The organism is Sphingobium sp. B1D7B (assembly GCF_025961965.1).
Taxonomy (GTDB): Bacteria; Pseudomonadota; Alphaproteobacteria; order Sphingomonadales; family Sphingomonadaceae; genus Sphingobium.
This window is the reverse complement of record NZ_JAOQOR010000001.1, coordinates 309,978-323,163: the sequence shown is the minus strand read 5'-3', so window position 1 is coordinate 323,163 and position 13,186 is coordinate 309,978. Positions and strand designations below refer to the sequence as shown.

At 54.6% G+C, this 13,186-nt stretch carries 12 protein-coding genes; 4 read left to right on the top strand and 8 right to left on the bottom strand.

Annotated elements, in window-relative coordinates:
- Positions 1–150: 150 nt before the first annotated feature.
- Positions 151–1,311: a tyrosine-type recombinase/integrase gene (locus M2336_RS01510; RefSeq protein WP_264573670.1), complete on the top strand. Its 1,161-nt coding sequence runs from the start codon at positions 151–153 to the stop codon at positions 1,309–1,311.
- Here the strand turns inward: M2336_RS01510 and M2336_RS01505 are convergent.
- The 7 genes from M2336_RS01505 to M2336_RS01475 all read right to left on the bottom strand — a co-directional run bounded on the left by M2336_RS01505 (position 1,286) and on the right by M2336_RS01475 (position 7,610).
- Complete coding sequence (locus tag M2336_RS01505; RefSeq protein ID WP_264573669.1) at positions 1,286–2,905, bottom strand: DUF927 domain-containing protein; 1,620 nt, start codon at positions 2,903–2,905, stop codon at positions 1,286–1,288. The genes M2336_RS01510 and M2336_RS01505 overlap by 26 nt on opposite strands.
- Positions 2,906–3,095: 190 nt before the next feature.
- Positions 3,096–3,956: a hypothetical protein gene (locus M2336_RS01500; protein ID WP_264573668.1), complete on the bottom strand. Its 861-nt coding sequence runs from the start codon at positions 3,954–3,956 to the stop codon at positions 3,096–3,098.
- A 232-nt stretch (positions 3,957–4,188) separates the two neighbouring features.
- Entirely contained in the window at positions 4,189–4,362 is a 174-nt protein-coding gene (locus M2336_RS01495) for a helix-turn-helix domain-containing protein (protein WP_264592512.1), read from the bottom strand.
- Positions 4,363–4,474: 112 nt separating this feature from the next.
- Entirely contained in the window at positions 4,475–5,212 is a 738-nt protein-coding gene (locus tag M2336_RS01490; protein ID WP_264573666.1) for a hypothetical protein, read from the bottom strand.
- Between the two features lie 668 nt (positions 5,213–5,880).
- Positions 5,881–6,378: a hypothetical protein gene (locus M2336_RS01485; RefSeq protein ID WP_264592511.1), complete on the bottom strand. Its 498-nt coding sequence runs from the start codon at positions 6,376–6,378 to the stop codon at positions 5,881–5,883.
- A gap of 44 nt (positions 6,379–6,422) precedes the next feature.
- On the bottom strand, positions 6,423–6,719 hold the full coding sequence (locus M2336_RS01480; RefSeq protein ID WP_264573664.1) for a hypothetical protein: 297 nt from the start codon (positions 6,717–6,719) through the stop codon (positions 6,423–6,425).
- A gap of 27 nt (positions 6,720–6,746) precedes the next feature.
- Positions 6,747–7,610, bottom strand: a complete 864-nt coding sequence (locus tag M2336_RS01475) for a hypothetical protein (RefSeq protein WP_264573663.1) — start codon at positions 7,608–7,610, stop codon at positions 6,747–6,749.
- 950 nt (positions 7,611–8,560) lie between these two features.
- Between M2336_RS01475 and M2336_RS01470 the strand changes: the two genes are divergently transcribed.
- Both M2336_RS01470 and M2336_RS01465 read left to right on the top strand, forming a co-directional pair.
- Positions 8,561–9,178, top strand: a complete 618-nt coding sequence (locus M2336_RS01470; RefSeq protein WP_264573661.1) for a hypothetical protein — start codon at positions 8,561–8,563, stop codon at positions 9,176–9,178.
- A gap of 37 nt (positions 9,179–9,215) precedes the next feature.
- Positions 9,216–9,569: a DUF3768 domain-containing protein gene (locus M2336_RS01465; protein ID WP_264573660.1), complete on the top strand. Its 354-nt coding sequence runs from the start codon at positions 9,216–9,218 to the stop codon at positions 9,567–9,569.
- Between the two features lie 1,026 nt (positions 9,570–10,595).
- On the opposite strand, the gene M2336_RS01460 is transcribed toward M2336_RS01465, so the two are convergent.
- A complete protein-coding gene (locus M2336_RS01460) occupies positions 10,596–11,651 on the bottom strand; it encodes a polysaccharide biosynthesis/export family protein (RefSeq protein WP_319801484.1) in 1,056 nt (351 codons plus the stop codon).
- Between the two features lie 342 nt (positions 11,652–11,993).
- On the opposite strand from M2336_RS01460, the gene M2336_RS01455 reads away from it, so the two are divergent.
- The gene (locus M2336_RS01455) at positions 11,994–13,184 is read left to right on the top strand and encodes a hypothetical protein (protein WP_319801483.1); all 1,191 of its coding nucleotides are present in this window, start codon (positions 11,994–11,996) and stop codon (positions 13,182–13,184) included.
- The last annotated feature ends 2 nt before the right edge of the window (positions 13,185–13,186 follow it).

The window sequence follows — 13,186 nt, the reverse complement described above, 5'->3', positions numbered from 1 at the left end:
CAAGGAATTCTGTGAATTATACCGATGCGCGCGTCCGCGGGCATTCGTCGGAAAGCGCCTCAAACCTCGACCGGTTTTATGACCAATTTTATGACTTGATCCCGCCCTCCGGCTCTCATAGCGCTTCAGCTCATGGGTGCTCGAAACAAATTGAACGTCAAACAGGTCGAGAGAATCATCAAGCCCGGCATCTACTCGGATGGCGGCGGGCTCTATTTGCGCGTGAGGAATTCGGGCACACGATCCTGGCTCTATGTTTGCTGGCTGAATGGCCGGCGAAGAGAAATGGGCCTTGGTTCAGTGCAGGATGTTTCCTTAGCCAAAGCCAGGGAAAAGGCAGCAGCCGCCCGATCTCAGTATCTGGATGGCATCGATCCAATTGCTGCGCGCAAGGCCGTCAAAGTCGACAAGAAGCCAGAGGTGACGTTCGGGGCGTTCGCCATCGAGCTTCTAGACTCCATCGAGGACGGCTTCAAGAATCCCAAGCATCGGCAGCAGTGGCGAAGCACCCTCACTACCTATGCGGCTCCGATGTTCGAGTTGCCGATAGGGGAGGTCAAGGCGGAGCATGTCCTGGAGGTGTTGAAGCCGATCTGGTTGTCCAAAGCCGAGACAGCCTCCAGGCTTCGTGGCCGCATTGAACGGATCCTCGATGCGGCAAAAGCGCAAGGTCTTCGCGACGGAGACAATCCAGCTAGAGGGAAGGGGCATCTAGACCTGCTGCTGCCCAAGCGGAGCAAGACCGAAGTGCGCCACCATGCGGCGCTGTCGCACAATCAAGTTGCGGCATTTATGACGGAGCTCGCAAGCCGCCCCGCTATGGCAGCGCGTGCACTTGAATTTACAGTTCTGACTGCAGCTCGTTCGGGCGAGACGCGCGGCATGACATGGGGCGAGGTCGACCTGGAAAATTCCCTTTGGACGGTGCCTGCAGAAAGAATGAAGGCTGGCGAAACGCATCAGGTGCCACTGAGTGCCTCAGCCTTGGCGGTGCTCAGAAGCGTGAAACCTGACGATGTGATAGCGGATAAGTTGGTGTTCCCAGCGCCGCGCGGTGGGACAATGTCTGACATGTCGATGGCACAGCTGTTAAAGCGCATGGGTAGGACCGACATCACCGTCCACGGCTTTCGCTCGACCTTCCGAGATTGGGCCGGGGACACGACAAACTTTGGTCGCGAAGAAGTCGAGATGTCCCTCGCACACACGATCCAGTCAGCAACCGAGCGGGCATATAGAAGAGGTCGCGCCCTGGATAAGCGGCGCGACCTCATGGATGCTTGGGCTAAATACTGTTCCCGCCAAATTTGATCGCGATTTTGTGATCAGCAGGAAGTTTAAAACAAAGCAGGCGATCTGAGCGGCCCTTTCGGACGTTTCGTTTCTTACAAAGGTGATCCCTATCGCGGACATAGAACTTCTCGAAGTCCGGTTGAACGAGATGAGCGTGCCACTGCGGCATGTGCCGGTCCATTGTCGTGACGGTTACCATTATCTCCAGGCCTTTGCACCCAACCTTCACGAAAGCACCTGCCTTAGCTAGTTGCTGATCGTTAAGGGACGGCAGGCTGCCAGCAGTTACTCTCAAGGTTTCTGGCCTTTCTAGGATTTCAGTCAGCACGGCCTCCAAAGGAACCAGGGCAGAGAGCTGGTGCAAATAGTTACGATAGCAGGATAGCGCCGCGGCTTGGCAATCCCAGGACGGAGGCAATATGTTGGCTTCTTTCGCTAACTCACCTGCAGCCCGCATCAGGCCGAAGGCGAAGGATGCGCGCGATCCACCCCTAACCGTATCCAAGACTCCAGCACGCTCCTCAAACTGGGTCACGAAATCGAGTATGCGTCGCTTAATGTCGGGATTGTCCGCCTTCGCTCTAACTAAATGCTTGATGAACTTCTTCATCGGAGTGCCGTAATTTTTGGCTATTGCTCCCTCTATGGCCGTGGCAAGCTCCTTCGAGCTGGTAATGTTGGCCGGCAGGAAATCGAAGACACCAAACTCACTGTCGCTAGGTATCTGGATTGGCAGAAGTCGTTGCAGCGCGGCATCCGTGATCGCGTTACGGTCGATCGTTTTCGAGAAAGGCTGATTTGCCGATGTTAAGAAGACGAACCGGTAGACAGCGGAATTGCGATTGAAGGCCGTTTTCTTCTGGCGCCCATTAGCCATTTTGTAAGAAAGGTCTTCCAAGAATTGCATCCCCTTCGCTGCCAAATTGGCTTCGTCGATCACCATGAGCAGGTCATTGAACCTCGGCATCTCATTTTCCAGACCTGCCATTGTCACATTGAAATCAAGGTGGTCCGCAGGGCTTCCGATTACCGATGCAGCAATCTTTTGGCATGTCGTCTTGCCTGTCCCTGGCCCACCCCAAATCTCGAGACCAAAATTGCCGCCGATATCCACTAGGCGTAAAAGTGGAGAGGCGAACGCAGCCATGACCGCGATCATCGGTATGGTTTGGCCGGTCAGGGGGAGGGCTACCGCAGTCTGCCAGTTTCTTACAAAGCCTCGGCATCGTTTAGTAGTGTGCTCGGGTCTAAAGATCACCTTCCCTCGAGGCTGTCCGCGCGGCGACACAATTTTGCCGTCAGGAAACACGAAATGATTGTCGTTCCAACCGCTAGCCTTGATCAACTTTTGTGGAACATACTCAGTGATCTTGTTCACTGCCGTGCAAATTTGTGACCAAGTCCGGTTATCTGTCACATTGATGCCTAGATCGGTCAGTTCAGCCCTCGCCCCATCCTTACGAACAGTTGCAAACAGCGATTGCGGGATGATGGCCGAGTCCGTGTCAAAAGTTATTTCGAAATACCGCTCTGGCCCCGATGCTAATCCGAGGATTGTAACAGTTCGCCCCTCCGCATCGTGGAAAGCGATTTTATTGGTGGCATCAGCCATGGCGCCGCCCTCCCTGGATTTCCCCAGTTTCCCCAGGGTCAGCGTTCAGTGTGATGCACAGCGGTTGCCGCTCATGATGATCGGGCAACCACACATGCAGTGTTGTCGAATTTTTGACGCAAAAGTGCTGATCCATGGCCTCGTTGGAGACCACTGAGCTTGATTTAACCATTTCTGAGTTCTCGTTCGTTTAGCGCGAAGTTCGGATGAGGCCGGCTTTGGACGTGCGAAGGCCAATCAACAGCGTGACGTCGTCCATTGTCCATTGGTCGAGCCAGAGCAGAAGCATCGAGTGATATGGCTCAGGAATTTTTTGCTTAACTGTAGAGATCTGATACTTTCCAGAGGCGGATTTGAACTGAGTTCGAGCCGGCCAGTAAGATTTCGCTAAGTAAGTCAGCGGAACTGGAAGATTTGTCAGAGGCTTCCGTTTTACCTGAATCGGATGATGAACCCGAGTCTGCGCTTCGTCGTGTATCGGAGATCCCGAGTAATTGGGCAGGCTTCTAAGACGGTCGATCATCTCAATCATCTTGGGATTTGCTGCTAAATGCAGATGCGGGAGAAAGGTTTGAGACGACCTTTCATATTCGCCGTGCAATATGCCGATCATCCAGCAATCTTTAGAGTTGGCCCCAACCTTGTAGAGATCGGATCTTACGCGGCTAAGCAGCCTCTCAGGGGCCTGGGTGACCAATGCATCTGGAGACAGTCGCCAGCTCTTCGGAGCAATCGTTGCAACGCGCGCTGTCATCCCTTCAGAGGCAATAAATTGCCACAGTGCGCCACATACGCGAATGCGAGTATCTCTCATAAAGCGTCGAGAGGCTAACGTCGGAGTCCCTTCGCAGTTTTCTTGCAGGATGCGAGCCAAGCGAATGGCGGCTCGTGGATTTACCTCGTGGGGATGGCGCTTGGCGGTTTTGATTAGGGATACAGCCCGACTGTAATCAGTTTGGCGGCACTCTTCTGGTGTTTCAAAGCGACTACAGTCGCCTGCGATGTCAGGCCGATACTGCATCGACGGCTCAGGGAGATCATCCATGCTCATTCTGCGTCACCAGTCACATGACTAATTGGCGCATCGAGCTCATCCTGAAATGTAGTCAACCTGGGAATTCGAGACATTCTTCATAGTCCTTTAATTACAGCTCTCCTCACACCGGGCGAACGCATTCACACGGTTGAGTAGATTCAGAGCTGTTGATAAGCGGCGCTCAGACGGTCTTTTGAGAGAGCACCGCAAAGAAAGCACAGCTGCTAATGCAGCTGGCCATTGTCATTTACGGGTTGGAGGGTTGCCCAAGCAGAGCGTCGACGCTTTCCATTGTGATCAGGGTGCGTCGGTTGATCTTGAGCACTCGCAGACGACCGTCTTTGATCAGGTCGTAGGTCAGCGTTTTGCCGATGCCTGAAAGCTGGCAAAACTTGGCAACTGTGATTGTCTTAGGTGGCATTTTCATTTTCTCCATTCGTCCGAAGCGGGATGCTGCGAACGAATGGAGAGATGGCAGAAGCTTCGAGTTTTCCATTTCAGAAACAGATTATTAAAATTACTTCTGGGTGGCGTCAGGTCATGATCTTGTCCCAAATGACGCTAATGGGTACTCGCAAGGTCGTTTCACTCAACCCTTTAAAGTTTAATTCGTGTTGGACGATGCGGAGAACCGCCTCTTTATGTTCCAGCTTCGAGCGATCGAGCCTACCTTCTTTCTGGAGTCGCAAAATCACAAGCCAGAATTCCATCCAATCGGCTGACTGCATGGGTCTTCCTAAGGGCTTCTGCCCTTTCTTTTTTCCGTCAGACGCCGCCTCTTGTGCGATCGTCACAGGTCCGGCGGGTGCCATTAAAAGCTCGAGATTCGCTGCATTGACTTGCAACCCATCAACATAACGGCGCGTGACCACATGAGTAGGTTTGCCGCCCTCGACTCCTGCGCCGATCTCATTCGCCCTGACAGACATCAATCGCCCAAGTTCAAAAGAGCTGAATTTAAGCTGCCAGCCGCTTTCAGCATCGAAGAAATCCAAAGGAAGCGTTGTATCAAAAATGGCAAACTCGTTTTGAGGACCATTCGGATGGCAGATCAGCTGAGTTTCAGTCCCCGATTTGACGTGATAGTTGGGAGGCGTCCCGTCATGATGCTCCTGCACGATGACGCGGGCGGTCGCGCGTAAGCGGCCGCTGACAAGGGCCTGCAAGATCTTTGTCTCCGCCTCCTGAGACGACATGCCACTTTCGCCCTGGTGTATTTCGTTGTGACGTAATTTGGTGAGCGCTTCCCACGCAGAAATCCACGGTTTCATTTTCCCCCCGAGTTTTTGAAATCTGTTCCCTACGCATTAGGAACGCAGTTTCGCAAGTTGTCGCTTCGACGCAGGGGGCGGGTCAGGCTGCAACATGTTGACAAAAGAGTGGCCATATCGATGGTCGTCCCGTGTTGAGTTATCGATCCACACTACAGGACGAAATTTTGGGGGATGAAAATTGGGTAACGTCGAAATCAGTACGAAAGCCAGCACTCGGTACGTTCAAGCAGTTTTTACGTGCGTCGGTTCCCCGCTCGATACCATCACTCTTAACCTAGCTGTCCGTGAAAATGATTGCTGGAACGAGGACATCCTTTCGGCTGGGTGGTGGGGCGATCCAAATTCGAACGATGTTTGGCCGTTTATTCTGAAAAAGGGTGGCGCCCTAGATTTCGGATCATCAGCGGAAGCTCCTACACCGAGTAAAGAGCGTTTTGCATCACTTTCGATCAGCGGGCGCCCTCTCATCGAAGGGGAGGTCTTTCACTTCCTTTATCCTGATATTTCGGCTAATTTTACATTGTCGAGTGTCAGCTACCTTGGACATTAAAGTCCTAGCTGCCATTTGCTTCAACGGCGTTCTTATTAATGATATGCTGTGACCGACATTCGGCAAAAGCCCGCAAGCGCGCAGGCTGGCAACGAGCGTCGCAGTGAAGCAAAGGCTACAAACGGCACGAGTACAGCGCGATGGATCCCATGATGAGGATGCCGTCATGCCAGCTGATCTTGATTTCAGCGTCACTTTCCGGCCTGATCGTCTGGCTATCCATGTCGGTGACAGAAATCTCGGTCATCGCTAGGCGATCACGGCTCAGGGTCCATAGGCCTCGGGTGATCTGTCGATCATCCGCGGCCGTTATCTCAAACGTGCCGTCTGGTTCGAATGACCAGATGGCCCCAACGCATTGAGCATTTTCGTTGGCCGTTTCACTGTAATAGCGCTCTACGAGATACTGGCGGATGTTTGCAGGCAGGGTGCTCGGCGGCGACCCGTCGCTTGCCTCGGCCGCGTCCAACTCGATTGTTGAGGGCGGCGCCTCCAACAAGCCATTATCGACATCTTCCGCGATTGCGTCATTGGTCGAAGCTGCCGGGGCTGACTGCACTGACGAGGCTGCACTAAAAGCAAGATAAATGAAGACGGCGACAACAATGGCCATTCCAACGAATGCCAGCCCCCAACCAACATGCGCATTGCTCCTCCTCACGCTTGAGGTCCGCTTCTGTCTTGCCAGTGCTCGAGCGCGGCGGCGACGCGGTCGATGCCTTCTGCGATCTCGCGGTGGCGATCGTGTAGCGAGATGAGGATAGCGATAGCGCCCAAGCTGAGTACGAGCATCATCAGCGCCGCGATGGCCGTGGCGATCGCATAAGGTGTGACCTCATCCATCCCTGCGTTGCCACTGTTGAGCACGAACATGAGCCCAAGCACGATGGCGACCAAGATGATGAAGCAAAATCCGAAGATCAGATATTTATAGAGTGATACGATAAATGGCATGAGCTTTAGCCTCCCCCTTGCGATCCGTTAGCGACCGGTTTTGCAGCGCGTGACGCCATGCTCTTCTCGGCACATGGTTTCGCCTTTGCGAGGACCAAGGTTCCAAGCATCTTCAGCCGCTCGGTCTTTTGGCGTCAGTGCGGCCCGCCTTGAACGTTCGGCATCCACGATATCGCCAGCGCCTTGCCTGCGCATTTCAGCTTCCAGTTCTCTGTTATATTGGCCAAATGTCTCGGTCATCGCGCTCACGACGTTACCAGGGCGGCCCTGTGGATGAGTGGTGGCTGGCTTAGCCGGCGCGGTGGATGGCGCCTGTCGATTAGATTGAGCTCTGTCTTCGCGCATTTTCTCGAAAATTCGAGACAAAGAGATGTTGGAAAGAGTAATGCGTTCTCCCATCGCGACAGCATCCGTGGGCGTATTGATTGATTGAGGCAAACTCAGGATTTCAACGGTTGGGCTGCCGCCTCGTTCTGCCGGGGTCGCCCTGTAGACAATGCTATTAATCCTAAATTGATCGTCTAACTCGGGACCTGTCGCCGCTGGGACTGTGGAGTATCGAAAATCTGCCTGACAAATCGATGCTTGATGGTGTCGATTTTGGTTGGAGGCCGACGCTGCTGGTATATGGGTTAAAAACTTTGCGTTGAGCACCGACCAAGTGGCGGGGCGGCCGTGGCTCCGTTCCATCCAGTTGACCAAAATCACTTGTCGGCGTGACCATTCCCCAACAGTGTTGCGGAAGGATTCCATCACTTCGCGCTGGTCGCACATCGATGTTGGATTAACCTGCTGCGCATGCGCTGGCGGCGCTATGCTCGCCGCCACAATGCTGAGGGCTAATGCGCGCACCGGCCGCTGCGATGCTCTGTTCTGAAAAAGTCCGGTCATGTCGCCTCCCTGTTGAAAAGAGGCGCCGGGCAAAGCCGGGTGTTCAGAACCCTGCACGAACACAAGGCGCCGCCACCTTTAGGCGGACCTTGGACATGCGTGACGGCCACCCGGCCGAAAGTAACTTTCGACCGGCGTTCGTGTTTCGAGGTTCTGACGCCTCACCTTCGGGACTGACCGAAGGCCGCTCAACTATGCCGAATGCAACAGCGAGATCAAGGGTGGCCGCTTCAGCAACGTGCGCGATCTGCGTCGATGTCACGATTTCTTGGATCGAACGCAATTTTACACGCGGCGCTCGCCGGCTTGCCGTCGCCAGGCCGCGATCACCTAAAAGGAATTGTTATGACCGATACACCTCGCAGCCGTCGCAGCGCGAACCGGCCGCTACGCTACGCAAAAGTCAAAGCACCAAGTCACCTCGAGAGTGGGCATGATGGCCGTGCGGTCATCATTGGGCCCAATGCACATGGCGTCGTGGGTCCGGACGGACGCATTGTTGCCATACCTATCGGATGGACGGGTCGCCATGGTAAGGACAAGCGGCTCGTTGCCGTGCCACCAAATGCTCGCACGGTCATAGGTCGTGACGGCCGGCTGGTCGTTGTTCTCGAAGGGCATCGCGCTGTCGAAAGTAAAGATGGCCGAATGATCGCGGTGCCGATCGCACAATCAAAGAAATTTAGTTTATAGATCCGGAATTTGAAATACTGTTTGATTTTTTTTAAAAAACTGGTCAATTTTTCAAATTGACGTACTTGCTGATTTTTGCTATAGCTAATTTTCACATTCAAAATTTGGAGTGTTGTTTTGATATTGGTCGTTCATAATTTATTTTGCGAAATTGATTTGTCCGACCTTCACCTCAAAATTTCTAAACTCGATGGGCTGCCACTTCAAGCGCTGAACAGCGTGAACGTCGATGGTCGCTACGCCCTGAGGCTGATCCGGTGAGCGCGGGGGGCAAAGCCATTGTCCCCCATTCACCGTCAGCATCCACATCTTCCAACATCGTTCAGCTAGCAGCGGCCAACCGCCTGAAGCCGCTCCAGCAAGGCGAACTCGATTGTTTTTGCGGCATCTACGCTGCGATCAATGCTGTGCGACTGAGCGCTGCCACCCTTGGTATTGCTCTGTCGCGACTGAACTATGGGGCGCTGTTTCATGAGGCGGTGGCCTTCGTTTCCAAAAAAGACCCGGTCGAAGCTCTAACATGGGGCCTGTCGTTACGTCGGCGGCTAGCCGTCACGAAGCTTATCGCCCGCGCTGCAAGCCTCCCAAGGCACCGCTTTCTTGTCGAGCGACCTGACTATCGAAAGTGGTCGGCGATCGATGATGCCTTCGAATGGATCGAAGTGAGCTTGGTCAGCGGTAAACCCGTCCTTCTCTACCTTGCTGAAGACCCCGACCATTACACCGTAGTGTCCGGAATCACGCCGACCGCACTCAACCTCTTCGATTCTATCGGAATGAAGCTGATCAGGCGCAAAAACTGCGGCTTCGCCAACGCCCCGCGGATTGTGTGGCCGCCCGGAATGATGCGGCTCGCCATCACGCCAGCCGCCTAGCTCCCATTTTCACCATAAGCAGCAAAGGAACGACAACATGGATTGTCGCGATGAGATGACTCACGCTTCGAAAGCCGAGCGGATTCGGGAACTCAATGATCGGTTGAGAACTACTGGCCTCGGTGGACGCACATTGCTCACGCGAGCGTTTGCTGCCCTACCACAGGATCAGATGCTGCAAATTCTTGCCAGAATACGCCAATTCGATGATTTTGATGGGGGAAATGATCCTTGGCGCGAGCACGATTTCGGCCAAGTCGGTCACGACGGTGCGCGTTACTTCTGGAAGATTGACGTCTATGACGTGAACCTTGAGTTCGGCTCGCCGGACCCTTCAGACGAGACGGTTACCTGCCGGGTCCTCACAGTGATGACGGAACAAGATTTATGAAGTTGAGCGATCGAGGCTCCGTAAGCTGGCGTGGCAGGATCGATCTGGCTGGCATCCAATAATCGATTCGCAGTCGCCGGCATCGCCAGAGACATCACAACGTAGGCAGTCGAAGGAGGATATGGCACAACAGTCGGCGAGACGGGCTAGAAATCTACGGAATGGCCAAACCCGTAAAGCTAAAATGGATCCGGTCCGCGAACTTCCATTACTGGCCCGCAGCTATGGGGCTGCTCATGGAGGCTGGACAGTTGACAGCTCCGACTACGTGCCAACACGCCTTTATTTACTACTTGCATCCAAAGGAGTATCGACAGGGGCCATCTGTTCTCCCCCTTCCATCTTTCTGCAGCTTTGGTAACAGTCTGGAGCGCTTGCTCTCCAGAAGGCGGACAGAAGGCGGGCCGGCGATCAGCAAAATGATGCGATAAGAAAGGCATACCGATACTTACCAAGTCGTAAACAATTTTGCCGTAATGCACCCTGTTCAACCAGACACTTATTCTAGAATTAGAGACTGCAATACTTGGTGAGAATTTCGTGCGTCGCAGCCAGATACACAGGTATCGTCATTGGCCCGGCCAAGCGCTCGCTTTTGATCTGCGACATATAAGGGCGGCAGTCCAGGCGGAATAGAGCGCCGACATACCGATTAGCGTGGGATGCGGTCTCCTTAGCTGCCCAGCACGTGTATCTCGAAGCGAATGGACGCCGCGTCATCGGATAGAGTGTGGAAGACATACGGCCGGATAGAGCCGCTTGCGTGAGCCGGATCAAGCCCTGCGGCTGTTCGGTAAGGGCTGCTCGCCTAGTCAGATAATTTGTATAATCTCCACGGCCGGATCGTCGCCAGCGAACTGCACCACGACCAGCCGGCCACGTGGGTGCGAGGCGCCCCGCCAACGGTGCCAGGACGCGCCCGGCTTCGAACTGCACGTCGGCCATGAGGCGAATGCGGGCATCCGCCATCGATACGGAAAATGGACCGAAGCTTTACGACATCGGAAGGCGGCAGATTATAAAGTTTCAATTGTTCTGCGAGATTATGGCCGCAGTCGTCGCTACTGGCAGCACTGTCGAGAAAACAGCGCCAAGCACCTTCTGAATATCAGCGAGCGGCGCATTCGACACGTAAAGGATGTCCTTGTTCTGGATCGGGAAACTCTGCGCGATGAAAAAAGTCGATGGGTCCTTCATGTTGATTCGGTAAATCACAGGAACTTTTCCGTCGGAAGTCGTCTGCGATGTTATGCGAATCTCGGGCGAAAGCGCCGCGGGATTCTCAAGGCGGAAAACAAACACACCTTTCACGTCGGCGCGCGAATCCTGCAACCCCGCTACGCGGCCCATGGCCTGCGCCAGCGTCAGTCCGGTCGCTTCAAAAGGCAGTTCTTCGCTGCGACCCACCGCGCCAAGTGCAGTGAAGCTGTATGGCTGGAAAAGTACCGTCATGACGTCGTCAGGCTGCAGCCGCACGTTCTGGCTCGGATCGCGGATAACGGTCTCGAGCGGTAGCGATGTAACCTGCGCGCCGCGGGTAATCTGAATGGTCATCTTGTTGACCGGCTGCTTCACCCCACCGGCTGCTGCCAGCACGTCAAGCACGCGCTCACCACGCGCGGTGAGTGGAATTCGAGCGCTGCCAGCAACGTCGCCAACGACCGTGACGTTTGCTGCCGAATTGCGCACGAGACGCACGATCACCTGAGGCTGGTGCGCCTTGCCAACAAGGCGGCTCGTGATCTCGCGGGCGATGTCCTGGGGAGTGCGGCCATCGGCTCTGATGCGGCCCGCGAATGGTACGACAATCTGGCCATCGCTATCGACCATCTGGTCCGGTAGAGAGGTTCCCCGCGCGGTCGAACTGGAAGTCAGTTGCGTGTTGCCCCCTGCAGCACCGAACAGTGCGGCTGGGGGAGCCTCCCATATCGCAATGTCGAGCAAATCTCCCTTGCCGATTACCGAACCGATCGCTTGGCCTTCTCCAAGGCTTTCGGAAAACAACGCCTGCCGGTTGCTTGCCAGGATATTGCGGGCCACCGCATCGGTCACGTCGATGATTCGGATCCGGGTATCAGCCATTGTCAACTGATCGGCGGCGTTGACCCCACGCGACGAGGGACCAGAGGAGGGTACAGTCGCACAGGCACTAAGTGAGAGCATCAGCCCCACGCTCGCCGTTACGTGAGCGGATCTAATCGATATTCTAAGCATGGATTCAGCACCAACATGGAAACACAAGTACCCGCAGACGCCGGACCTATGAAGCAAGCCGGAGCGCGGATCAAGGAAGCCTGCGTCCATGTGCTATTGAAGCGGGGCCGACCGCATCTGTCTACACTGGACGCGCATAGCGTGGAAGGCTAGGGCCTTAGCCTAACTCTAGGCAATCGGCCAACACAATCGTGTCAAGGTTTACACATCATGAATGCAAACAACCCTGCAACGAACGGCTACAATGGTGCCGGGCAGGAGGCCAAAGATGGTTCATTTGAACTTGAGAGAGCGAAAAAGCCACTCATGAAGATTTTAAATAAAACACGTCCGCTTTTTCTTTTGACGGTTGCTATTCCAACTTTTCTTTCAATCTTATACTTTGGGATTTTCGCATCGGATGTTTACATTTCCGAATCCCGCTTTGTTGTGCGCAGCCCGGACAAGCCAGCGACATCGGGCCTCGGAATGCTTCTCAAAAGCACCGGCTTTGCCAACGCTGGAGACGAGATCTATGCTGCTCACGACTATGTTCTTTCACGCGACGCACTGCAGACCCTAAATAGAGAAAATGACTTTGTGCGTGCATATAGCGCGCCCTCGATCTCAATTTTTGATCGCTTCAATCCCATGGGGACCGGCGGCACTTTCGAGGATCTCTATAAATACTATGAGAAAAAGGTGGAGATCCAACAGGACTCCACTTCGTCCATCGTCACGCTGACGCTTCGCGCGTACACGCCACAAGATGCCCACCACTTCAATGAGCGCCTGCTGGAGATGGCGGAAGCGACCGTCAACAAGCTGAACGAACGTGGACGTGAAGATCTAATTCGTTTCGCCGAGCGGGAAGTGGCGGAAGCAAAAGATAAATCACAGGCCGCCGCACTCGCACTCTCCGCCTATCGCAACGAAGCGGGAGTCATCGACCCAGAAAAGCAGGCGGCGGTTCAAATCCAGATGGTCTCAAAACTTCAGGACGAACTGATCGCAACCCGCACACAGCTTCGCGAACTTCGTGCGTTCGCACCTCAGAACCCGCAGGTTCCGGTACTCGAAACACGCGCGGCCGGAATCGCTTCGGAGATTAGTGAGCAACTTGGCGTGGTCACAGGAAACAGCAAGTCGCTCTCCTCGCGCGCCGCTCGGTATCAACGCCTCTGGCTGGAAAGCCAGTTTGCCGACAAGCAATTGGCGAGCGCCATGGCCTCGCTGGAGGAGGCCAGAAACGAAGCGCGCCGCAAGCAGGCTTATGTGGAGCGCATTGTACAACCCAATCTCGCGGACGACCCCCTTGAGCCGCGCAGGTGGCGCGGAGTCTTCTCTACTCTACTCCTCGGCCTCGCCGCCTGGGGAATCATTAGCATGCTTATAGCCGGCATGATGGAACATCGGGACTGAGA

What these genes read in the sequence shown, in the direction of transcription:
- M2336_RS01505 (WP_264573669.1), bottom strand. Translation starts at nt 2,905, where the DNA reads ATGGCTGATGCCACCAATAAAATCGCTTTCCACGATGCGGAGGGGCGA.
- M2336_RS01500 (WP_264573668.1), bottom strand. Translation starts at nt 3,956, where the DNA reads ATGAGCATGGATGATCTCCCTGAGCCGTCGATGCAGTATCGGCCTGAC.
- M2336_RS01495 (WP_264592512.1), bottom strand. Translation starts at nt 4,362, where the DNA reads ATGCCACCTAAGACAATCACAGTTGCCAAGTTTTGCCAGCTTTCAGGC.
- M2336_RS01490 (WP_264573666.1), bottom strand. Translation starts at nt 5,212, where the DNA reads ATGAAACCGTGGATTTCTGCGTGGGAAGCGCTCACCAAATTACGTCAC.
- M2336_RS01485 (WP_264592511.1), bottom strand. Translation starts at nt 6,378, where the DNA reads ATGGCCATTGTTGTCGCCGTCTTCATTTATCTTGCTTTTAGTGCAGCC.
- M2336_RS01480 (WP_264573664.1), bottom strand. Translation starts at nt 6,719, where the DNA reads ATGCCATTTATCGTATCACTCTATAAATATCTGATCTTCGGATTTTGC.
- M2336_RS01475 (WP_264573663.1), bottom strand. Translation starts at nt 7,610, where the DNA reads ATGACCGGACTTTTTCAGAACAGAGCATCGCAGCGGCCGGTGCGCGCA.
- M2336_RS01465 (WP_264573660.1), top strand. Translation starts at nt 9,216, where the DNA reads ATGGATTGTCGCGATGAGATGACTCACGCTTCGAAAGCCGAGCGGATT.
- M2336_RS01460 (WP_319801484.1), bottom strand. Translation starts at nt 11,651, where the DNA reads ATGGCTGATACCCGGATCCGAATCATCGACGTGACCGATGCGGTGGCC.
- M2336_RS01455 (WP_319801483.1), top strand. Translation starts at nt 11,994, where the DNA reads ATGAATGCAAACAACCCTGCAACGAACGGCTACAATGGTGCCGGGCAG.